Origin of the sequence: Pseudomonas sp. DSV-1 (genome assembly GCF_035830915.1) — a bacterium.
GTDB lineage: Bacteria > Pseudomonadota > Gammaproteobacteria > Pseudomonadales > Pseudomonadaceae > Aquipseudomonas.
This window is the reverse complement of the sequence record NZ_JAYMYG010000001.1, coordinates 2,394,501-2,417,170: the sequence shown is the minus strand read 5'-3', so window position 1 is coordinate 2,417,170 and position 22,670 is coordinate 2,394,501. Positions and strand designations below refer to the sequence as shown.

Annotated in this window: 19 protein-coding genes and 1 pseudogene; 16 read left to right on the top strand and 4 right to left on the bottom strand. The window is 57.0% G+C overall.

Annotation, left to right across the window (positions count from 1 at the left end; genetic code table 11):
* The first annotated feature begins 21 nt into the window (after nt 1-21).
* Complete coding sequence (locus tag VSQ83_RS11325) at nt 22-657, top strand: DUF1345 domain-containing protein (RefSeq protein WP_133079206.1); 636 nt, start codon at nt 22-24, stop codon at nt 655-657.
* Nucleotides 658-752: 95 nt separating this feature from the next.
* Here VSQ83_RS11325 and hppD read toward each other — a convergent pair whose 3' ends face one another.
* Nucleotides 753-1,829, bottom strand: coding sequence for a 4-hydroxyphenylpyruvate dioxygenase (gene hppD / locus VSQ83_RS11320; RefSeq protein ID WP_133079207.1), 1,077 nt, complete (start codon nt 1,827-1,829; stop codon nt 753-755).
* 336 nt (nt 1,830-2,165) lie between these two features.
* Between hppD and VSQ83_RS11315 the strand changes: the two genes are divergently transcribed.
* The 3 genes from VSQ83_RS11315 (at nt 2,166) to gloA (ending at nt 5,387) form a co-directional block, all read left to right on the top strand.
* Entirely contained in the window at nt 2,166-3,713 is a 1,548-nt protein-coding gene (locus tag VSQ83_RS11315; RefSeq protein WP_219262222.1) for an EAL domain-containing protein, read from the top strand.
* Between the two features lie 235 nt (nt 3,714-3,948).
* A complete protein-coding gene (locus VSQ83_RS11310; RefSeq protein WP_219262353.1) occupies nt 3,949-4,308 on the top strand; it encodes a histone-like nucleoid-structuring protein, MvaT/MvaU family in 360 nt (119 codons plus the stop codon).
* A 557-nt stretch (nt 4,309-4,865) separates the two neighbouring features.
* Nucleotides 4,866-5,387, top strand: a complete 522-nt coding sequence (gene gloA / locus VSQ83_RS11305) for a lactoylglutathione lyase (RefSeq protein ID WP_219262223.1) — start codon at nt 4,866-4,868, stop codon at nt 5,385-5,387.
* Nucleotides 5,388-5,443: 56 nt separating this feature from the next.
* Here gloA and ahpF read toward each other — a convergent pair whose 3' ends face one another.
* From ahpF to VSQ83_RS11290, 3 genes are all read right to left on the bottom strand, one after another.
* A complete protein-coding gene (gene ahpF / locus VSQ83_RS11300; protein WP_219262224.1) occupies nt 5,444-7,006 on the bottom strand; it encodes an alkyl hydroperoxide reductase subunit F in 1,563 nt (520 codons plus the stop codon).
* Between the two features lie 127 nt (nt 7,007-7,133).
* Nucleotides 7,134-7,697: an alkyl hydroperoxide reductase subunit C gene (gene ahpC, locus VSQ83_RS11295; protein WP_016780891.1), complete on the bottom strand. Its 564-nt coding sequence runs from the start codon at nt 7,695-7,697 to the stop codon at nt 7,134-7,136.
* A gap of 192 nt (nt 7,698-7,889) precedes the next feature.
* Nucleotides 7,890-8,828 carry a site-specific integrase gene (locus VSQ83_RS11290; protein WP_326426752.1) on the bottom strand — a complete coding sequence of 313 codons (939 nt, stop codon included), beginning with the start codon at nt 8,826-8,828 and terminating at the stop codon, nt 7,890-7,892.
* A 178-nt stretch (nt 8,829-9,006) separates the two neighbouring features.
* On the opposite strand from VSQ83_RS11290, the gene VSQ83_RS11285 reads away from it, so the two are divergent.
* The 12 genes and pseudogenes from VSQ83_RS11285 (at nt 9,007) to VSQ83_RS11230 (ending at nt 22,621) form a co-directional block, all read left to right on the top strand.
* Nucleotides 9,007-10,017, top strand: coding sequence for a DNA-binding protein (locus tag VSQ83_RS11285; protein ID WP_219262225.1), 1,011 nt, complete (start codon nt 9,007-9,009; stop codon nt 10,015-10,017).
* A gap of 266 nt (nt 10,018-10,283) precedes the next feature.
* Nucleotides 10,284-11,127: pseudogene (efeU, locus tag VSQ83_RS11280) on the top strand (iron uptake transporter permease EfeU).
* A gap of 8 nt (nt 11,128-11,135) precedes the next feature.
* Entirely contained in the window at nt 11,136-12,350 is a 1,215-nt protein-coding gene (efeO, locus tag VSQ83_RS11275) for an iron uptake system protein EfeO (RefSeq protein WP_326426748.1), read from the top strand.
* Nucleotides 12,347-13,666 (top strand): iron uptake transporter deferrochelatase/peroxidase subunit, encoded by a 1,320-nt coding sequence (gene efeB / locus VSQ83_RS11270; RefSeq protein WP_326426745.1) that lies wholly within the window; start codon nt 12,347-12,349, stop codon nt 13,664-13,666. Before efeO (VSQ83_RS11275) ends, efeB begins: the two co-directional genes overlap by 4 nt.
* A gap of 25 nt (nt 13,667-13,691) precedes the next feature.
* On the top strand, nt 13,692-14,516 hold the full coding sequence (efeO, locus tag VSQ83_RS11265) for an iron uptake system protein EfeO (RefSeq protein WP_326426742.1): 825 nt from the start codon (nt 13,692-13,694) through the stop codon (nt 14,514-14,516).
* A 476-nt stretch (nt 14,517-14,992) separates the two neighbouring features.
* Nucleotides 14,993-16,006, top strand: coding sequence for an undecaprenyl-phosphate 4-deoxy-4-formamido-L-arabinose transferase (gene arnC, locus VSQ83_RS11260; protein WP_133079219.1), 1,014 nt, complete (start codon nt 14,993-14,995; stop codon nt 16,004-16,006).
* Nucleotides 16,003-17,994 carry a bifunctional UDP-4-amino-4-deoxy-L-arabinose formyltransferase/UDP-glucuronic acid oxidase ArnA gene (arnA, locus tag VSQ83_RS11255; RefSeq protein ID WP_326426739.1) on the top strand — a complete coding sequence of 664 codons (1,992 nt, stop codon included), beginning with the start codon at nt 16,003-16,005 and terminating at the stop codon, nt 17,992-17,994. Before arnC ends, arnA begins: the two co-directional genes overlap by 4 nt.
* Nucleotides 17,994-18,878, top strand: coding sequence for a 4-deoxy-4-formamido-L-arabinose-phosphoundecaprenol deformylase (gene arnD / locus VSQ83_RS11250; protein ID WP_219262231.1), 885 nt, complete (start codon nt 17,994-17,996; stop codon nt 18,876-18,878). The genes arnA and arnD overlap by 1 nt, the downstream gene beginning before the upstream one ends.
* Nucleotides 18,875-20,524 (top strand): lipid IV(A) 4-amino-4-deoxy-L-arabinosyltransferase, encoded by a 1,650-nt coding sequence (gene arnT / locus VSQ83_RS11245; protein WP_326426735.1) that lies wholly within the window; start codon nt 18,875-18,877, stop codon nt 20,522-20,524. The genes arnD and arnT overlap by 4 nt, the downstream gene beginning before the upstream one ends.
* Nucleotides 20,521-20,865 carry a 4-amino-4-deoxy-L-arabinose-phosphoundecaprenol flippase subunit ArnE gene (gene arnE, locus VSQ83_RS11240; protein WP_326426732.1) on the top strand — a complete coding sequence of 115 codons (345 nt, stop codon included), beginning with the start codon at nt 20,521-20,523 and terminating at the stop codon, nt 20,863-20,865. The genes arnT and arnE overlap by 4 nt, the downstream gene beginning before the upstream one ends.
* Nucleotides 20,862-21,260: a 4-amino-4-deoxy-L-arabinose-phosphoundecaprenol flippase subunit ArnF gene (gene arnF / locus VSQ83_RS11235; RefSeq protein WP_133079224.1), complete on the top strand. Its 399-nt coding sequence runs from the start codon at nt 20,862-20,864 to the stop codon at nt 21,258-21,260. The genes arnE and arnF overlap by 4 nt, the downstream gene beginning before the upstream one ends.
* Nucleotides 21,257-22,621, top strand: a complete 1,365-nt coding sequence (locus VSQ83_RS11230; RefSeq protein ID WP_219262235.1) for a UDP-glucose dehydrogenase family protein — start codon at nt 21,257-21,259, stop codon at nt 22,619-22,621. The genes arnF and VSQ83_RS11230 overlap by 4 nt, the downstream gene beginning before the upstream one ends.
* Nucleotides 22,622-22,670 lie beyond the last annotated feature (49 nt).

The following is a 22,670-nucleotide window of genomic DNA, read 5'->3' as shown; positions in this document are numbered from 1 at the left end:
ACTCAATAACAGGGATAGTTTATGTCGCACCTTGCACGCACTCACCCCCGCTTGACCGCCGCCACTCTGGTCGGGCTGGCCGTTGGCATTTTTGCTCCTGCCGCTACCGTGACCACCAAATTCCTGCTGGGCTGGAACAGCGCTGTATGGCTGTATCTGGCCTTTACGTTATGGCTGGTGATCCACTCCAGGGCCTGTGACGTCAAAAGCACGGCTGAAGTCGAAGATGAAAATGCCAGCATGGTGCTCTTTACCGTGTGCATTGCTGCAATCGCCAGCCTGGCGGCCGTCACCCTTGAGTTGTCGGGCACCATTGCCAGCGACACCGATCGCCTGATTCATTACGGTTTTACCGGGCTGACGGTGGTGGGTTCGTGGTTGATGATCGGAGTCATTTTCAGCCTGCATTACGCGCGACTGTTCTATAACAACGAAGGGCCGGAGCCGGCACTGCGCTTCCCGGAGGGATTGCTGGACCCGGACTACTGGGATTTTCTGTATTTCTCGTTCACCCTCAACGTTGCGGTGCAGACAGCCGACGTGAGCATCGCCACCCGCGAAATGCGCAAAGCGGTATTGGCTCACTCATTACTGGGCTTTTTGTTCAACACAGCAGTGCTTGGATTTACGATCAATATTGCGGCGGGGTTGTTCTAGGGAGGGAATGGCGGCAGCAGGCTTGCAGGCGATGCTATCGCGGGCAAGCCCGGCTCCCACAGGAACGCGCCATGTGGAAGCGGGCATGAGGCGTATCAGTCTGCAGTCAGCACACCACGACGCACCTGGTCGCGTTCGATGGACTCAAACAGTGCCTTGAAGTTGCCTTCGCCAAAGCCGTCATCGCCCTTGCGCTGGATGAACTCGAAGAACACCGGCCCCATCAGGGTTTCAGAGAAGATCTGCAGCAGCAGGCGCTTGTCACCCGACTCCGAAGAACCGTCCAGCAAGATGCCCCGCGATTGAAGCTCTTCAACCGGTTCACCGTGGTTCGGCAGGCGGCCTTCAAGCATTTCGTAGTAGGTCTCTGGCGGTGCGGTCATGAAGCGCATGCCAATTTTCTTCAGTGCGTCCCAGGTCTTGATCAGGTCATCACTGAGGAAGGCAACGTGCTGAATGCCCTCACCGTTGAACTGCATCAGGAACTCTTCGATCTGACCCGCACCTTTGGACGACTCTTCGTTCAACGGGATGCGAATCATGCCATCTGGCGCGGTCATGGCCTTGGAGGTCAGTCCGGTGTATTCGCCCTTGATGTCGAAATAACGGATTTCGCGGAAGTTGAACAGCTTCTCGTAGAAGTTGGCCCAATAAGCCATGCGGCCGCGGTACACGTTATGGGTCAGGTGATCGATGATCTTCAGGCCCGCGCCGACCGGATGACGGTCTACGCCTTCGATGAACACAAAGTCGATGTCGTAAATCGAGTTGCCTTCGCCATAGCGGTCGATCAGGTACAGCGGAGCGCCACCAATGCCTTTGATTGCAGGCAGGTTCAGTTCCATCGGGCCGGTAGGGATATGTACTGGCTGAGCCCCCAATTCAAGTGCACGGGTATAGGCTTGCTGTGCATTGCGCACCCGAAAGGCCATCCCGCATACCGACGGACCGTGCTCGGCCGCGAAGTAGGACGCGACACTATTGGGCTCGTTGTTGAGGATCAGGTTGATATCGCCCTGGCGATACAGGTGCACATCTTTGGAACGGTGGGTCGCCACCTTGGTGAAACCCATGATTTCAAACACAGGTTCAAGGGTATTGGGTACAGGGGACGCGAATTCGATGAACTCAAAGCCCATCAGGCCCATTGGGTTTTCGTATAGATCAGCCATTTTAGGCGCCTCATCATGGTCATTTTTAGAATTAACAGGGGTTATATGCTAAGAATGCTGAGGCTGGCTGGCGGCGCGCAGGAGATCCCGCGCACACTGCGCGCAAGGAAATCACCGTAGATCAACTGGAACCCGAATCGCTTCATTTCGATCCATCTCTTACGCGGTAGGGCTTCTGCTTTCAGAAGTCGTTATTCTTGTATGCGTAAGCCGATTCTACATGGCGTAATCTTATTTGTCCTACCCATTGTAAAATTGCCCGCATGCACTGCTACGCTTTTCTTACTGTTCTGTCGCGTGCACCCAAGCCCCACCTCTGTGTTAGCAGGATTTTGAATGCCACTCACCTCAAAAATGAGCCGTAAATGGACTGACCGTTACGCGTTGACTGTGCTCAGCGGACTGTTACCTGTTGTGCTGGGTGTCTTGATTATAGTTTGGCAGGCCAACCGCTCACTGAAACTTGAGGCCACTCAAACCGCCCAGGAAGCAGTACGTCAATTTGATTTGATGCTGGAAAATGCAATGCTTGCCGCCGATGTCGTATTGCCGTTGGCGGGCCAGGATTGCCCTCAGGTTGAACTGGCCCTGCGCGAACAGGTGACGCGCCGCCCTTTTGTACGCTCCGTCAATCTGGTGTGGGACAACCAGATCTACTGCACGTCCTTGTTTGGCAATTACAAGGAAGCGGTGAACCCTGCCAACTATGCAGGCGGCGTTCTATGGCTGATGCCCGGCACCATGGTTACGCCCAATGATCCTGTACTGGTTTACCGCCAAAACAAGGACAAGCGTGGGGTATTGATCAGCCTGTACGGCTTTCACCTGGTCAACGTACTGGGACTGATCAATCATAAGACCAATTTATTAATTGTCGTGGGTAACGCCTGGATCGATCGCTATGGCCAGGTACGTAATACACCGCCTCCCCATTTGCCTGTGGCGCAAACTTCAGTGCCTTCATCCGAGTATCCCTATGGCGTTATCGCCGGCTTTAACAAGGGCGAAGTCTGGCGACATGTGATTGTTGAATACCCTGGTTTTTTGGGTTTATTGATCTTTCTGGGCGCTGTTTCAGCCTTGACGGTTAACAGGCTTCAAAAACGCTCGTCTTCACCCTCCAGTGAAATGTGCCGTGGCCTGGAGGCGGCCGAGTTCATTCCTTACTTCCAACCCGTCGTACGGGGTGATACCAAACAATGGGCCGGTGCCGAAGTATTGATGCGCTGGCAACATCCTAAAGAGGGGCTGGTTCGTCCGGACCTGTTTATCCCTTTTGCAGAACACTCGGGCTTGATTGTGCCGATGACGCGCTCGCTGATGGAGCAAACATCACAGCTGCTTGCCCCCCACTCCAGCCACATGGAGCCCGGTTTCCATATAGCCTTCAACATTTCAGCCCACCATTGCCAGAACCTTGAGCTGGTTGAAGACTGCCGACGCTTTCTGGATGCTTTCCCGCCGGGGCACATCAACCTTGTCCTGGAACTCACCGAGCGCGAGTTAATCGTCCCCACCCCCACTACCCATCAGCTGTTCAGTCAATTGCACACCCTGGGCGTCATGATTGCCATTGATGACTTTGGCACCGGCCATTCAAGCCTGAGTTATTTGCGCGAGTTCAACGTTGATTACTTGAAGATTGACCAGAGCTTTGTCGCCTTGATTGGGGTAGATGCCCTGTCCAGACATATTCTTGACAGCATCATTGAGTTGAGTGCGAAGCTGGACTTGGGGATTGTCGCAGAAGGCATTGAAACAGAAGAACAAAGCGAGTACCTGGCCGCTCAAGGCGTTGATTTTTTACAAGGCTACCTGTTTGCGCGCCCCATGCCGCCGGCCGAGTTCATCGAGGCTTTACAGGCACGCTTAACCCCCACTTAATAAATAAGCGTGCTGTTTGAAACTTTTTCAAACAGCACGCTTATAGCACTTGGCAGCGTAGGAATTAGCAACTACAATTTTTTTTGTCCGAATACGAACTTTTAATTGTCTGCATCAGTGGATGCGTTCCCCGGGATCAAATCCTCGAGGGTTCGTCCTGCAAATCTTGTGCATTCCAAACATCATTAATTCGCTTCGGTTTCATCGCACCGAACCTACGAATGGAGTAATGACTTTGTCTAGACTTGCTGAGTTTCGCGCTGCTGAAAAAGCGCTACAAGAACAGCTGGCCCAATTGGAAGCCTTGAAAAATGATGCCGGACTTAAAAAGGAAATCGAGTTCGAAGAAAAGCTTCAAGGCTTGATGAAAACCTATGGCAAAAACCTTCGGGACATCATCGCCATCCTTGACCCAAACCCTTCTGCTTCAAAGGGCGCATCAGCCCCTAAACAGCGCAAGGCCCGAGTGCTCAAGGTGTACCAAAACCCCCATACCGGCGAACTTATCGAAACCAAAGGCGGCAACCATCGTGGCTTGAAAGCCTGGAAAGAAGAGTATGGTGCAGCAACGGTAGATACCTGGCTTCGTGCGTAAAGCCCACCTGCAAATCACGCCCTGCCCCGGCAGGGCTTTTTTGTACCTGAGTTAATCGTTCTGAGCCCCTCCTTCATTATAAAGGGCTCAACTTTATGATGAAGGACTCACATTATCGTGCGTCGCAGAGTTACGTTATTTTTAGTCCATCATTAAAACTTCAACGTCGCTTCTTGGCGGGCTCCTGCCAGCGATCCGCTCAAGTACACGCATGTGTTTTACCGAACGCCCCGAGTAAAAAACAGCCCGAGTCAATTGCGGTGTAGGAAAAGTCGTATTTTGCGACCCACAGGACCGAAAAGGACGGGAGGGGAAGATGCTTCACAAATTTTTCACATGGCGGGTCACAGGATAGAGGCTGCTAAAGGACTAGCGCCCCATGCCCGCTTCGGCGGGCTTCTTTTTGCCTGGAATTTGCCTCCCACTACCCCCAACCCCTCGTACAGACAGCCCTTTTCCCCTAAAACAGGTTTGGCGCAAGACTTCACTTTCCGTATCATTCCCTCATCACGCTCATCGTAGCGACCGATCACCTATGCATCATTTTCGGAGGGTTCATGAGCCTGCAAGACCTGAACAACATCCCTGGCGTCACTGGCCAACCAGATAGCGCTACCCATAACTTCGTGTTCAACCACACCATGCTGCGCGTCAAAAACATCGAGAAGTCCCTCGATTTTTATACCCGCGTACTGGGTTTTTCACTGGTTGAAAAGCGTGACTTTCCTGAAGCCGAATTCAGCCTGTATTTTCTGGCGCTGGTCGACAAGGCACAGATCCCCGCGGACGACGCTGCGCGTACGCTGTGGATGAAGTCCATTCCCGGCATCCTGGAACTGACCCACAACCACGGCTCGGAAACCGACGACAGCGTCGTCTACCACAATGGCAACACCGATCCGCGCGGTTTCGGCCATATCTGTATTTCGGTGCCGGATATCCGCGCCGCCTGTGAGCGCTTTGAAGACTTGGGCGTGGACTTTCAGAAACGTCTGAACGATGGCCGCATGAAATCCCTGGCATTCGTTAAAGATCCGGACGGTTACTGGGTCGAGATCATCCAGCCACAACCGATGTAAATATCGGACTCAAAAAAAAACCCATGATCGCTCATGGGTTTTTTGTTTCAGGCCGCTTATTGCGGCGCAGAAGAGCGGATCAAGTGATCGAACGCACTCAGGGAAGCCTTGGCGCCCTCGCCTACCGCGATCACGATCTGCTTGTACGGTACGGTGGTCACGTCACCGGCTGCGAAAATACCGGGGATGGACGTTTCACCACGAGCATCGACCACGATCTCACCACGGGGCGAAAGCTCTACAGTACCTTTGAGCCAATCGGTGTTAGGCAACAAACCAATTTGCACAAAGATGCCTTCAAGTTCCACGGCATGCACTTCACCCGACTGACGATCCTTGTAAAGCAGACCGTTCACTTTCTGCCCGTCACCCGTTACCTCGGTGGTCTGGGCATTGGTGATGACCTTTACGTTGGGCAGGCTGTGCAACTTGCGCTGCAATACCGCATCGGCGCGCAATGTGGTATCGAACTCAAGCAGGGTCACATGAGCAACGATGCCTGCCAGGTCGATGGCTGCTTCGACGCCCGAGTTACCGCCGCCGATGACTGCAACACGCTTGCCCTTGAACAACGGGCCATCACAGTGCGGGCAGTAAGCAACACCTCGACTGCGGTATTGCTGCTCACCCGGCACGTTCATTTCACGCCAGCGGGCACCGGTGGCCAGAATCACGGTCTTGGCTTTTAGCGATGCACCGCTGGCAAATTTCACTTCGTGCAACTCGCCCGCCTTGCCGGCGATCAATTTGTCTGCACGCTGCAGGTTCATGATGTCGACGTCGTATTGCTTGACGTGTTCCTCAAGTGCAGTGGCAAGTTTTGGTCCTTCAGTTTCCTGAACCGAGATAAAGTTCTCGATGGCCATGGTGTCCAGCACCTGCCCCCCAAAGCGCTCGGCCGCAACACCGGTACGTATGCCTTTACGCGCAGCATAGATCGCTGCAGCAGCACCGGCCGGACCACCGCCGATCACCAGCACGTCAAAGGCTTCTTTGGCGCTGATTTTTTCGGCCTGACGCTCAACGGCACTGGTGTCCAGTTTGCCGAGAATCTCTTCCAGGCCCATGCGACCCTGACCGAAGTTCACTCCGTTCAGGTAAACGCTTGGCACCGCCATCACCTGACGTTCGGTGACTTCGTCCTGGAACAAGGCGCCGTCGATCGCCACGTGGCGAATGTTCGGGTTGAGCACTGCCATCAAGTTCAGAGCCTGCACAACGTCAGGGCAGTTCTGGCAAGACAGCGAGAAATAGGTTTCGAAGTTGAACTCGCCTTTAAGGGAGCGAATCTGTTCAATCACGTCGCTACTGGCTTTCGATGGGTGGCCGCCTACTTGCAGCAAGGCCAGCACCAGCGAAGTAAATTCGTGGCCCATCGGGATACCTGCAAAACGCAGGCTGATATCGCCGCCGGGGCGGTTCAGCGAGAACGAAGGCTTGCGCGCATCGTTACCGTTGTCCAGCAGGGTGATCATGCTGGAAAGACTGGCGATTTCTTTTAACAGGTCGTGCATTTCACGGGATTTCGCACCGTCGTCGAGAGAAGCGACAATCTCGATCGGCTGTGTGACCCGCTCCAGGTATGACTTCAACTGTGCTTTTAGATTGGCGTCCAACATACGGGCGATCTCCTTTGAATATTGATTCTGTAAAAAAAAACGCCCGAGCGAATGTCGCCCGGGCGTTTTGAGGGCGATGCTGCTGACTACTTAGGTGCGGTTCACCGCCCTTGGGTGCTTCACAGACTTAGATCTTGCCGACCAGGTCAAGGGATGGAGCCAAGGTGGACTCACCTTCTTTCCATTTGGCCGGGCAAACTTCACCTGGGTGAGCTGCGACGTACTGAGCAGCCTTGATTTTGCGCAGCAGCTCGGAGGCATCACGACCAACGCCGCCGTCGTTCAGCTCAACGATCTTGATCTGACCTTCCGGGTTGATCACGAAAGTACCGCGGTCAGCCAGGCCAGCTTCTTCGATCAGCACGTCGAAGTTGCGGGAGATGGTCAGCGTAGGATCGCCGATCATGGTGTACTGGATTTTGCCGATGGCTGGCGAAGTGTTGTGCCAGGCAGCATGGGCAAAGTGGGTGTCAGTCGACACGCTGTAGATTTCCACGCCGAGTTTCTTGAACTCTTCGTAGTTGTCAGCCAGGTCTTCCAGTTCGGTTGGGCAAACGAAGGTGAAGTCGGCTGGGTAGAAGAACACGACAGACCACTTGCCTTTCAGGTCAGCGTCCGACACTTCCACGAAGCTGCCGTTTTTGTAGGCAGTTGCTTTGAACGGTTTTACTTGGCTGTTGATGATAGGCATCGTTGACTCTCCGTCAGGGTTGAAAAGTTGATGAGGTGAATCCTAACAACACATTTCGCATCTGGCTCATTAGCAAAGCTGATGCTGCCGATTGGTTTTAGCTATCAAGTGACGCTATAGATAGAAGAAAGCTAATACCCCAAGTCCCTATTCAACTATGGGCCATCGGGCCGGCTTTCAAGTTGACCTCAATCAGTTGCCAACAGGCTTTTCAGCGGTGAGGCTCATCCCGGTAAACGCGCTCGCTTCAACATAGCGCATGGCTGACTTGACGTCCTTCCAGCCGACGTAATTCATCAGCGACTTCAAATCCCAACCACTTTGATGGGCCCATGTTGCAAAACCGCGACGCAACGAGTGACTGGTGTATTGCTCGGCAGCAATGCCGGCTCGCTCCAGCGCCTGGCGCAGAAGCGGGATCACGCTGTTGGCGTGCAGCCCCTCCTCGCCCAGGTTGCCCCAGCGGTCGATCCCGCGGAACACCGGGCCACGCACCAGCGCTGCCGTATTGAGCCACTCGATATAGGCCCGCACAGGACACAGTCGCTGTAGTGCCGGGGTCTGGAACGTTTTACCCAGGTTGTCGCGGTCACTCTTGCTGCGGGGCAGATACAGCGTAATGCCAGCGCCCGGGACCGCCTGTACGTGCTCGACCTGCAAACGGCATAGCTCATCGCTGCGAAACCCGCGCCAGAACCCCAGCAGAATCAGGGCGGCATCACGCCTGGCCCGCAACAGCCCTGGCTGATCCGCGCTGGCTTGCGCTGCCTGCGCTTCGCCTTCGAGCCAGTCGACCACCTGCTCCAGATGCTGCAACTGCAGCGGTTCGGCCTGCTTCTCCTGTGCCGGATGCAATGCACGGATGCCCTTGAACACCTTGCGCACGACCGGGGCCTTGGTCGGATCGGCAAACCCCTGACTGTTGTGCCATTGCGCAATCGCCGACAGACGCAGTTTCAAGGTGTTGATAGACAGCTGTCCGGCGTGGGCCACCAGATAGCGCGCCACGCTGTCGCTGGTGGCCGGAAGGAAACCGCCCCAGGTCACTTCGAAATGCTCGATGGCAGCCCGATAGCTACGGCGGGTGTTGTCGCGGGTCGCGGCGTTTAAGTAGCGATCCAGCTCGCTCATGGGCAGTTCTCTTGATTGGCGTACAGAAAACGAGCCCAAAACGCTGTTTAAAGGCTCTAGCACGGGATAATACCAGTATATCCCGCGTCTTAAATCGTAAATAAAGACAAAATTTAATCGTTAATATAGTATGTAATTACATGATACATACCACAGTACAAAATCGTAGGAGAAAGCCATGGCCCGTGGCGGCGTAAACAAAGCGGTAGTCCAAATTGCACGCACGGCGATCCTGGCCCGCGGCGAACACCCGAGCATTGATGCTGTACGTATCGAGATGGGTAATACCGGATCGAAAACCACGATCCATCGCTATCTAAAAGAGCTGGACGAGGTCGACTCACGTCGCGGCGCACCTCAGGAACAGATCGGTGACGAACTGACCGAGCTGGTAGCCCGCCTCGCCCAGCGCCTGCAGGAGCAGGCGCAAGAGCCGATCGACCGCGCCCAGGCTCATTACGAACAGCTGAAAATCGAGTTGCGCGAGCAACTGAGCGAGGCGCAAGACGCTCAGGCACAGCTTGAGCAACGCCTTGAGATACAAGGCACGGCACTGAGCCAGGAAAGCGCCAACCTCGAAGCCATCCGCTCCATGCTGCAAACCGAACAAACCCGCAACGCCGCCCTGAATCAGGCGTGCAGTGACTTTGAGCTGCGCCTCACGGACCGTGACGAACAAATCCGCTCACTGGAAGAAAAGCACCTGCACGCCCGCGATGCCCTTGAGCACTACCGCAGCGCCGTCAAGGAACAACGGGAGCAGGATCAGCGTCGCCATGAGGGACAATTGCAGCAGGTACAAATGGAACTGCGCCAGGCCCAACAGAGCGCGCTGGTACGTCAGGATGAAATCACCCAACTGCATCGTGACAACGAGCGTGTATTGAGCGAGAGCCGCGCCCTGAACAAAGAACTGAACCAGGCCAATGACCAGCAGCACAAGTTGAGCAACCTCAACGGGCAATTGACTGGCCAACTGAGCCAGCTGCAAAACGAATGCACCCTGCTCCAGGAGCGCTTGCGGGTGGCTACCCAGGAAAGCGAAGGCTTGAAGCAGGCGCATAGCCAGTCACAAGAAGTCACAGCCGCTCTGACACTCAGAGCAATGACCGCCGAGACGGCACTTGAAACCATGAAAGCGCATATCGTGCAATCAGAACCAAAAGTCGACGAGGCGAAAAAGCCATGATGATGCTGATGAGCCAGCTCTGCTGAATCACCGCATCGATACCATCGCGAGCAAGCCCGCTCCCACAGCTTTGCGCTCCTTGTGGGAGCGGGCTTGCTCGCGATACAGGCGACCGGATTTGTTTGAAGCAATGCATTGAGTCCATTGCCCCGATGCAGCTTTCCGTTCAGCCAACGTTCAGCAAATGCAATCGATTCTTGTTTGGTAATACGTATCAGCATGTTACAAATTAGCTCCCTAACTAATTAGTGACGCGGGCTTTTCCCATGCTGGTTCCATTTCTGATCATGTTGCGCGAAGGGATTGAGGCCGCGCTTATCGTCGGCATCATTGCCAGTTATCTCAAGCAAACAGGCCGCGGGCAGTGGATGCCCGCCGTGTGGATCGGCGTCTTCCTGGCAGTGGCACTGTCGCTGCTGGTGGGTGGTGGCCTGGAGCTCATGAGTGCCGAATTCCCGCAGAAGCAACAGGAGTTGTTCGAAGGCATCGTAGGCCTGATTGCGGTCGGCATTCTCAGTTCGATGGTGTTCTGGATGCGCAAAGTGGCGCGCTCCATCAAGCACTCCCTGCACACGTCACTTGATCAGGCGCTGGCCGGCTCAAAACATCAAGTCACCGCACTAATCGCCATGGTGTTCTTTGCCGTCGCCCGCGAAGGGCTTGAAACCGTGTTTTTTCTGCTCGCCGTATTCCAGCAAAGCGAAGGCCCTGCCGCACCGCTGGGCGCCCTGCTTGGCCTGGTCCTGGCCATCGGTATCGGTTTTGCCATTTACAGCGGCAGCATGCGTCTGAACCTGGGCCTGTTCTTCCGCTGGACCGGCCTGTTTATTCTGGTGGTTGCGGCGGGCATCCTGGCCAACTCGGTGCAAGCACTACATGAAGCCGGGGCTATGGAATTACCTGCAGGGCGTCGTGTTCGATATCAGCACTCGCCTGCCGATGGATGGCCCCCTTGGCTCGGTGCTGGCGGGCATGCTCGGCTATCAGGATGCGCCAACCGTCAGCGTATTGGCCGCCTATGTGATTTATCTGGCAGTGACGCTAGCGATGTTCTTTCGCCCGCCTGCGCCTGCAAACGCTGCACACACCTCCTCCGCAACACACCCATAAGGTCAAGCATGCCTACCCCTGCAAGCGGTACACCGCCTCGCGCACTGCGCTGGGCGGTGGCCGGCTCGGTGATCGTGATGATCGCGGCTGGCGGATTGTTCTACTACGCCTCGCAACTGGCTGCAGCCAAGCGCAGCGTTCACAACAACGAAGTCACGGTCACCATTCACCCCCACAGTTGCGAACCCAATGCGCTGACCGTACCGGCTGGCTTTAATAGCTTTCGTATTGTCAACGCCTCAGAGCGGGCGGTTGAATGGGAGATCCTCGACGGCGTACTGGTCGTCGAGGAGCGTGAGAATATTGCCCCAGGCCTCAGCCAGGCGATTAACGCGACCCTGGCTCCGGGGGATTACGCCATCACCTGCGGCCTGCTCAGCAATCCCCGCGGCTCACTGCACGTGACGCCCACCGCCGCGTCCGAGGCCAGCGCCAATGCGCAACCTTCAATGGTGGCCTTTATTGGCCCCCTGTCGGAGTTCCGGGTTTACCTGAGCCGCCAGGGCAGCGCGATGATCAAGGCCGTCGACGCGCTGTCCCTGGCCATTGCGGCCGGTGATCTCGAGCAGGCGCAAGCTTTGTACATACCCGCCCGCGAGGCTTATCAGCGCCTGGCCCCGGCAGCCCAGCGGCTGGCAGAACTGGATAACGCCATCAATGCCCGCGCCGACTATTTCGAAAAACGCGAGCAAGACCCGGGTTTCACCGGCTTCCATCGCCTGGAATACGGCCTGTTCGATCAGCGCAGCACCCAGGGCCTCACGCCGATAGCCCAACAACTGCAAACCGATGCCGTGCAACTCAAGCAACAGTTATTGGCCCAATCACTGCCGCCCGAACAGTTGGCCAGCATTGCTGCGCGCACCCTCCACACTCTGGCGGACACCCGCGCCAACAGCGGCGAGGAAGAACGCTACAGCCACATCGACCTCAACGGTTTTGCCGCCAACCTTGAAGCTGCACGCAAGGTGGTTGACCTGCTGCGTCCGCTACTGACCAAAAAAAATGCCGATCTGCAGCACCGCATCGACATTGCCAGCGCTTCGCTTGAAGCACAGCTCAGTGGCCTCAGCACACCCCGGGGCTACCGCAGCTACGACACAGTCAGTGCCGAACAACGCCAACAGATCAGCAAAAAGGCCAAGGTTCTGGCCGACGCACTCGATGGAATCAATCCCGCCCTTGGCCTTAGCGGCCTGTCATTGCAGACGAGACGCACATGAGCGATTCAGAACACACCTCAAGCTCTTTTAACCAGCAGCGCCGACGCATCCTAATGGGCATGGGGGTCGCCGGTGCCGCCCTGGCCGGTGGCGCCCTCAGCTGTCCGGCCCTGGCTGCGGGCCACGCGGCTGATGCACAGGTCACTCAGGCCCCCAGCAGCGACAGAACCCTGGATCATCACGGGTTCCAGGGCCAGCATCAAAATGGCATCGTCACTCCCCGCCCGGCTGCTGGCATGCTGGTCGCCTTCGATGTGCTGGCCACTGACCGGCAAGATCTTGAGCGCCTGTTCCGCACCCTGAATGAGCGCATTGCCTTCCTGATGAAGGGCGGCGCCGTACCCCAGGTCGACCCCAAGCTGCCACCTGTGGACTCCGGCATTCTTGGCCCCGTTGTGACCCCGGACAACTTGACCGTCACCGTATCGGTTGGCGAGTCCCTGTTTGATGAGCGTTTCGGCCTGAGCCAGGTCAAGCCCAAGCGCTTGAGCCGCATGCAAGGTTTTCCCAACGATGCATTGGAGCCCGGGCAGTGCCACGGCGACTTGAGCCTGCAGTTTTGCGCCAATACGGCCGACACCAATATTCACGCCCTGCGTGACATCGTGAAAAACCTCCCCGACCTGCTTCTGGTGCGCTGGAAGCAAGAAGGCACCGTTCCACCCCAAGCGCCCGCCAGGCCCGGTGTACCGGCTCAAAGTGCGCGCAACTTCCTAGGCTTTCGCGACGGTTCGGCCAACCCCGACTCCAACGACAACACGACCATGAACCGGATTGTCTGGGTCCAGCCCGGCAGCGACGAACCCCGATGGGCGGTCAACGGCAGCTATCAGGCGGTGCGCATCATCCGCAACTTCGTCGAGCGCTGGGACCGAACCCCTCTGCAAGAACAGGAAAGCATCTTTGGTCGCAGCAAGGCCAGTGGCGCCCCTCTGGACGGCACCCGCGAAAGCGACGTCCCTGATTACAGCCAGGACCCGCATGGCAAAGTCACCCGGATGGACGCCCATATCCGCCTGGCCAACCCGCGCACCGCGCAAACGCGCAACAGCCTGATCCTGCGCCGGCCATTCAACTATTCCAATGGCGTCAACAAGAACGGCCAGCTCGACATGGGCCTGCTCTTTATCTGCTACCAGCGCGACCTGGAGCAGGGCTTTATTGCCGTGCAAACCCGCCTGAACGGTGAGCCCCTGGAGGAATACCTCAAGCCTGTTGGCGGCGGCTATTTCTTTACCCTGCCGGGCGTGCGCGACGATCAGGATTTCATTGGCCGCTCGCTGCTCGATGCCGCCACACCGTCTGCCCGCACCTGAACCTCAACCAATCGGAAAAAGTCCCATGAAGATGACGCCGCTCGCACTGCTCCTGGCCCTGGGGTTGCTCCATACCCCGCTCTCGGCACTGGCCGCAACCGCGCCGCTGGATTTGGTTCAACCTGTTTCGGACTACAAGATTTACGTCACCGAGCAACTGGATGAACTGGCCAGCAACACACAAGCATTCACCGATGCGGTCAAAAAGGGGGACCTGGCCACGGCCAAAAAACTCTATGCACCGACCCGCGTGTATTACGAGTCCATTGAACCGATTGCCGAGTTATTCAGCGACCTCGACGCTTCGATCGATTCCCGGGTAGACGATCACGAAAAAGGCGTTAAAGCGCCTGATTTCACAGGCTTCCATCGCATCGAGTACAGCCTGTTCTCCGAAAACAGCACCCAGGGCCTCGACCAATTGGCTGATGGCCTTAACAAGGACGTAAAAGACCTGCAAAGCCGTGTGGCGGGGTTGACCTTCCCGCCGGAGAAGGTCGTTGGCGGCGCAGCGGCCCTGATGGAAGAAGTGGCCGCCACCAAGATTTCCGGCGAGGAAGATCGCTACAGCCACACCGACCTGTATGACTTCCAGGGCAACGTGGACGGCGCGAAAAAGATAGTCGACTTGTTCCGTGCACAAATCGCGCAGAACGACAAAGCGTTTGCCGCCAAAGTCGATAAAAACTTCGCTACGGTAAACACCATTCTGGCCAAGTACAAAACCGCCGACGGTGGTTTCGAAACCTACGACAAGGTCAAGGACAACGATCGCAAAGCGCTGGTGGGGCCTGTCAGTACACTGGCCGAAGACTTGTCGAGCCTGCGGGGCAAACTGGGCCTGAACTAAAAGGCCATTATTGAGCGCCAACCGGTGTGACGCACGTCACACGCCTGCAGGTTGGCGCTCAGACGTTTATGGGTTTAAACGAGGGGCAGAATCGTTACTGCAAGTGGGCGCTGTTCAATTTCGTACAATTGCTGATATAAACCACTGCACGCAAAAAACGTAACTACGCGCTAAAAATGGAGGCTTCAAGCGTGTAACGCCATTCCTGAATAGCACCTGTCTAGTGATTCAAAACATGCCCTGTTGATCTAACTTTCATAGGTTTTTCACAATTGTGCGTTTAACGTATGCACTTCCTAGAACAGAAAAGATCCGATAGTTTGTAAGCGAAATCATGTAGATAACGTAGTTCAACAACTTTACCTTTACCAGTATTGAGCTTTACTCGTAGTGGGCGCCAGTTTTTGAAGTGCGCCTGAGTGAGGCCGACTTAGACATGTCGTCTTGTGCCATTGAAACTGACTGGAACGAATATTTTGAAACCCTACCCAATCCAGTGTGTGTCGATCGTCATCCCGGTCTACAACGAAGAAGAGAGCCTGCCCGAGCTGTTGCGCCGTACTGAAGCAGCCTGCGCGCAGTTGACACAGGCCTACGAAATCGTCCTGGTCGATGACGGCAGTCGGGACAATTCGGCGCAAATCCTGCAAGACGCTGCCGAGCGTGAAGGCAGCCCAGTCGTTGCCGTTATCCTCAACCGCAACTACGGGCAACATGCCGCCATCATGGCCGGCTTTGAGCATTCCAAAGGCGATGTGGTGATCACCCTCGACGCCGACCTGCAAAACCCGCCGGAAGAAATCCCCCGCCTGGTCGCGCAGGCAGCACTGGGTTACGACGTGGTCGGCACTGTGCGCAACAACCGTCAGGACTCCGCCTGGCGCCGCTGGCCTTCACGTGTGATCAACCTCGCCGTGCAACGCTCCACCGGGGTTGCCATGAGCGATTACGGCTGCATGCTGCGCGCCTATCGCCGCTCCATCGTCGACGCGATGCTGGCTTGCTGCGAACGCAGCACCTTTATTCCCATTCTGGCCAACAGCTTCGCCCGCCATACCACCGAAGTGCTGGTCGAGCACGCCGAGCGCGAACACGGCGACTCCAAGTACAGTCCGATGCGCCTGATCAACCTGATGTTCGACCTGATCACCTGCATGACCACTACACCTTTGCGCCTGCTGAGCATTATCGGCTTCAGCATGGCGGTACTGGGCGTCCTGTTCGCCATCGCCCTGGTCATGCTGCGTCTGATCTTCGGCGCATCCTGGGCTGGCCACGGTACTTTCGTGCTGTTCGCGGTGCTGTTTGTATTCACCGGCGGACAATTTATCGGCATGGGCCTATTGGGTGAATACCTAGGCCGCATGTACAGCGATGTTAGGGCTCGACCACGGTTTTTCATTGAAAAAATCGTTCGCGCCGAGCCGGCAACTTCTTCAGTTTCAACTTGCAACCCGACTTCTTCTACTTCGACACAGGTCCAATCATGAGTTTGAAAGCCGTTGTTTTCGCCTATCACGATATTGGCTGCACAGGCATTGAAGCCTTGCTCAATGCAGGTTACGAAATTGCTGCTGTGTTTACCCATGCTGACGACCCCAAGGAAAATAACTTTTACGGCTCGGTTGCCCAACTGTGTGCCCGCAAAGGCATCCCGGTTCACGCGCCGGAAGACGCCAACCACCCACTGTGGATCGAGCGCATCCGCAAGCTGAACGCCGATTACATCTTCTCCTTCTACTATCGCCACCTGCTGGGCGAAGAACTGCTGGCCAGCGTCAGCAAAGGTGCTTTCAACCTGCATGGCTCGTTGCTGCCGCGCTACCGTGGTCGCGCACCGGCCAACTGGGTGCTGGTCAACGGCGAAACCGAAACCGGCGTTACCCTGCACCGCATGGTCAAGCGTGCTGATGCAGGCGATATCCTGGCCCAGCAACGCATCAGCATCGAGCGTTCGGATACCGCACTGAGCCTGCACGCCAAGCTGCGTGAAACCGCCGCCCAACTGCTGGCCGAGGCCTTGCCGCTGCTGCCACAGGGCAAGCTCACCGAAACTCCGCAAGACGAATCCAAAGCCACTTATTTTGGTCGCCGCACCCCGGCTGACGGCTTGCTGCAATGGACTCGCCCGGCTGAAGAACTGTTCAACCTGGTGCGTGCCGTTACCCAGCCTTACCCGGGCGCCTTCTGCGCCGTGGGCGAGCACAAACTGATTGTCTGGGGCGCCGAAGTGGTAGCCGGCAACCAGGGCCATGCACCTGGCCAGGTCATCAGCTGCGAACCGCTGCGCATTGCCTGCGGCCAGAACTCGCTGGTCATCACTGCCGGTCAGCGCAACGACAACGGCCTGTACCTGAGCGGCCCGCAACTGGCCCGTGAACTGGGCCTGGTCGAAGGTTCGCGCCTACGTGGTGCTGAGTCGGGTCGCCCGGCACGCCGCACCCGCGTCCTGATCCTGGGGGTTAACGGCTTTATCGGTAACCACCTGTCCGAGCGTCTGCTGCAAGACGATCGTTATGAAGTGTATGGCCTGGACATTGGCTCCGACGCCATCGACCGCCTGCGCAGCCACCCTAACTTCCACTTCGTGGAAGGCGACATCAGCATCCACACCGAGTGGATCGAATACCACATCAAGAAGTGCGACGTGGTCCTGCCGCTGGTGGCCATCGCCACGCCAATCGAATACACCCGCAACCCGTTGCGCGTATTCGAACTGGACTTCGAGGAAAACCTCAAGCTGGTGCGCTACTGCGTCAAGTACAACAAGCGCGTGATCTTCCCGTCCACGTCCGAAGTGTATGGCATGTGCCAGGACAAGAACTTCGACGAAGACACCTCCAACCTGATTGTTGGCCCGATCAACAAGCAGCGCTGGATCTACTCGGTTTCCAAGCAGTTGCTGGACCGCGTGATCTGGGCCTACGGCACCAAAGGCCTGAAGTTCACCCTGTTCCGTCCGTTCAACTGGATGGGCCCGCGCCTTGACCGTCTGGACTCGGCACGTGTTGGCAGCTCGCGCGCCATCACCCAGCTGATCCTGCACCTGGTGGAAGGTACCCCGATCCGCCTGGTGGACGGCGGCGAACAAAAACGCTGTTTCACTGACGTTGCCGACGGTATCGAGGCCCTGGCCCGCATCATCGACAACAAAGATGGCAAGTGCGACGGCCAGATCATCAACATCGGCAACCCGGACAACGAAGCCAGCATTCGTCAGCTGGGCGAAGAGTTGCTGCGTCAGTTCGAAGCCCACCCATTGCGTGCCAACTTCCCTCCGTTTGCAGGTTTCCGCGACGTTGAAAGCCAGTCTTTCTACGGCACTGGCTACCAGGACGTCAGCCATCGCAAGCCAAGTGTTGAAAACGCCCGTCGTCTTATCGACTGGACGCCGACCACCGAACTTAGTGAAACCATTGGCAAGACCCTGGACTTCTTCCTGCGTGAAGCCATGGTAGAAATCGCGGAAAAACGCTGATGCAAGCTGGACTGCGTATCGATGTCGACACGTACCGTGGAACCCGTGAGGGGGTTCCACAGTTACTCGAACTGCTCGATGAAGCCCAGATCAAGGCCACGTTTTTTTTCAGCGTGGGGCCGGACAACATGGGCCGCCATTTATGGCGGCTGATCAAGCCCCAGTTTTTCTGGAAAATGATGCGCTCCAAGGCTGCCAGCCTGTATGGCTGGGATATTTTGCTGGCCGGCACCGCCTGGCCAGGCAAACCTATCGGCAAGGATCTGGGGCACTTGATGCGCCAGACCCTGGCCGCTGGCCATGAGGTCGGCCTGCACGCCTGGGATCACCACGGCTGGCAAGCCAACACCGCGCGCTGGAGCCAGGCACAACTGATCGAGCAGATCCGCCGTGGTGTCGAGACCCTGAGCGACATCACCGGACAGGCCGTCGAGTGTTCGGCAGCCGCAGGGTGGCGTGCCGATGAACGCGTAGTCCAGGCCAAGGAAACCTTTGGTTTTCGCTACAACAGTGATTGCCGCGGGCACAGTCTGTTTCGGCCACGATTGGCTGACGGCAGACTGGGCGCGCCGCAAATTCCTGTGGATTTACCGACGTTCGATGAAGTGGTCGGGCCGCACCTGAGTGCCGCCGACTTCAACTCATACATTCTTGATCGCTTCAGCCCGCAAAAGCTGAATGCATACACCATCCATGCTGAAGTAGAAGGGATTCTTATGGCAAACGACTTCCGTCAATTGCTGGCGCAGGCTCGTGCCCGCGATATTCATTTCCAGCCCCTGCGGGACTTGCTTCCGAACGACATTGACAGCCTGCCTGCCGGGCAACTCAGCCGCGGCGTGCTTGAAGGCCGTGAAGGCTGGCTGGGAGTACAGAAGCCATGACCCAGCGCTGGACGATACCCCTGCTGGTCCTGGCCTTTATTGCGTTTTACCTGTTACCACTGGGCACCCACGGCCTGTGGATTCCCGATGAAACGCGCTACGCACAAATCGGCCAGCAAATTCTGATCGACGGTAACTGGATCACTCCCCACTTCATGGATTTGCGCTACTTCGAGAAGCCGATTGCCGGCTACTGGATGATCGCTATCGGCCAGGCCATTTTTGGCGAGAACCTGTTTGGCGTGCGCATTGCCTCGGCCATCGCCACCGGCCTGAGCGTGTTCCTGGCCTATGCCGTGGCTCGCCGCCTGTGGAACGACCCGCGCAAGAGCTTCGCCTGCGCCCTGGTGTACATGACGTTTGGCTTGATCGCAGGCCAGGCGGGTTATTCAAACCTCGATCCGCAGTTCACGCTTTGGGTCAACCTGAGCCTGGTGGCCTTGTGGTTTGCCGTCGACAGCAGCTCTACCCGTGATCGTCTGATCAGCTGGGCCGTGCTGGGCTTTGCCTGTGGCATGGGCTTCATGACCAAAGGCTTTTTGGCCCTGCTGCTGCCGGTGCTGATCGCCCTGCCCTACATGGTCTGGCAAAAGCGTTTTCTGGAACTGATCAAATATGGCCTGGTGGCCATGCTGGTCGCAGCCTTGGTTTCACTGCCGTGGATCCTTGCGGTTCACGCCCAGGAGCCCGATTACTGGAATTTTTTCTTCTGGCACGAGCACATTCGCCGCTTTGCCGGTGAAGATGCCCAGCACGGTCGTCCATGGTGGTTCTATCTGCCGCTGATGGTGGTCTCCAGCCTGCCCTGGGTAGCCCTGCTGCCTGCAACCTTCAAGGATGCCTGGCAGAACAAGCGTCATGCCAGCGTGGTGTTCCTGCTGATGTGGCTGCTGTTGCCGCTGGCCCTGTTCAGCCTGAGCAAAGGCAAGCTGCCGACTTACATCATGCCGTGCATGTTGCCGCTGGCCCTGCTGCTGGGCCACGCGCTGATTGCCCGTGTCGAGCAGGCCAAAACCGGTGCCATCCGCTTGAACGGCCTGCTCAATCTGGTGGTGGGCGGCGTGGCATTGCTGGCCCTGATCTATTTCCAGATCAAAAAGCCGTTTTATGACAATGAACCGCAGCACATGGCGTTGTTGGTGCTCGTGCTGCTGACCTGGATCGTTACCGGCCTGCTCACGCTGTCCAAACCTTTGAAAATGTGGGCCGCCCCTGCCGTTGCAATGGGTGTTCTGGTTCTCGCGCTGCCTGCGGCCATGCCGACCAGCGTGATTCACAACAAAATGCCCGACCAGTTCGTCCTTGAACACATGGACGAGTTGTCCCAGGCCAAGTCCTTGCTCAGCAACGACCTGGGTGCGGCATCTGCCTTGGCATGGCGCCTTCGTCGCCCGGACGTGACGCTCTACAACACCCAGGGCGAAGTCAAATACGGCCTGACCTATGACGATGCCAAAGGCAAGAGCATCGGCCTGGCCGACATTGGCCAGTGGATGGCTGACGCCCGTCGCCAAGGCCCGGTGGGCGTAGTCATGCGGGTCAAGGACAGCGATGAAAGCCATGAAATGGACCACTTGCCCAAAGATGCCAAGCGCTATCAGGAAGGCAACATGGTCATTCTGATTTTCCCGCAGATCGCTCCATGACCCTGGCACTGCTGCTACTGGCGTGCCTGTTGACCTGCGCCGGCCAGATCGCCCAGAAGTATGCGGTCGAAGGCTGGCGCGGGATTGAATCCGGGGTGACGCAAAAACTGCGCTCCCCCTGGCTGTGGCTGGCCTTGCTGTGCCTTGGCCTGGGTTTGCTGGTGTGGTTGCTGGTGTTGCAACGGCTTGAGGTCGGGATTGCTTACCCGATGCTCAGCCTGAACTTTGTGCTGATCACCCTGGTGGCCCGCTACCTGTTTAAAGAATCCATCGACCGGCGTCATTGGCTGGGGGTGGGGCTGGTGATTGCCGGTGTCATTTTGCTGGGACAACAAGCATGAACCTGCGCCGTGGATTTGCCTTTGCCTCGGGCAGCGTATTGCTGGTCAGCACTGCCCAATTGGGCATGCGCTGGAGCATGACCCGCTTGCCGCAGCCGGCTCAATGGGTGGATGCAATCAGTCAGGGCGATGTATCGCTCCCGGCGTTGGCGGTGGTGTTTGCCGCGATCATGGCGTATGCGCTGTCGATGCTCTGCTGGCTGCTGGCCCTGCGCGACTTGCCGCTGGGTCGCGCGTATTCGCTGTTGAGCGTCAGTTACGCCTTGGTGTACCTGCTCGCTGCAAGCCTGCCGATTTTCGATGAACACTTCACTTTGTCAAAAACCCTGGGTGTGACACTGGTCATCCTTGGGGTGCTTACGATCAACTCTCGACGTACCAGGAACTGCGCATGAAAATCAGTGTATTTGGTAGTGGCTATGTAGGCCTGGTGCAGGCGACGGTCCTGGCTGAAGTCGGCCACGACGTGATCTGCATGGACATTGACCAGAAAAAGGTCGAGCTGCTGCAGCAAGGTCACGTCAGCATTTTCGAACCCGGGCTTTCGAGCCTGGTGCGTGAAAATATTGAAAGCAAACGCCTGCGCTTTACCAGCGATGAAAAACTCGCCGTTGAGCACGGTCAGGTACTGTTTATCGCCGTGGGCACTCCCCCGAGCGAAGACGGTTCGGCTGACCTGGGCCAGGTGTTTTCAGTCGGTGATGCGGTTGCCCGCCACCGTGAAGAACCGCTGATCCTGGTCGAAAAATCCACCGTACCCGTCGGCACCGGTGACGCACTGACCGCCCATATCAACAAGGCCCTGGGCCTGTCCGGGCGCACATTGCAATTTGACGTGGTGTCCAACCCGGAGTTCCTCAAGGAGGGCTCGGCCGTCACCGATTGCCGCCGCCCGGATCGCATCATCATTGGCTGCGCCCGCGAAGAAGTCCGCGAGGTCATGCGTGACCTCTACGCGCCGTTCAACCGCAACCATGACCGCATCATTTTCATGGACCTGCGCAGCGCTGAACTGACCAAGTACGCCGCCAACTGCATGCTTGCGACCAAGATCAGCTTCATCAACCAGATTGCAGAACTGGCCGAGCACCTGGGCGCCGACATCGAAGCCGTGCGCCTGGGCATCGGTGCCGATACCCGTATCGGCTACCACTTTATCTATCCGGGCTGCGGCTACGGCGGTTCGTGCTTCCCCAAGGACATGCGCGCGCTGATCCACAGTGCCCAGCAGGTCAATTGCTCAAGCGATCTGTTGCAAGCGGTTGAAGCCATCAACGAACGCCAGAAGCACAAGCTGTTCGATCGCATCAATGCGTTCTTCAAGGGCGATCTCAAAGGCAAGACATTTGCCCTGTGGGGTCTTGCGTTCAAACCCAACACCGACGACATGCGCGACGCGCCAAGCCGGGTATTGATGGAAGCCTTGTGGGCAGCCGGAGCCAATGTACGGGCCTTCGATCCCGAAGCCATGCAGGAAACCCAGCGTCTTTACGCCAATGAAGAACGCCTGAGCCTGATGGGTACGCCGGAGTCCACCCTCAGCGGCGCCGACGCGCTGATCGTGTGTACCGAGTGGCAACAATTCAAGGCTCCGGATTTTGAGCTGATCAAGCAGCGCCTGAACACCCCGGTGATTTTTGACGGGCGCAACCTGTACGACGGCGAGCGTCTGGCCAAGACCGGCTTGCAGTACTTCCCGATGGGACGGGGTGAATCGTGCAACTTGCCGGTTTCCCACGGTTCAACAGCCATTTGATGATGTGATCACGCCGCCATTGGTAACAATGGCGGCGTTTTTTTTGCGT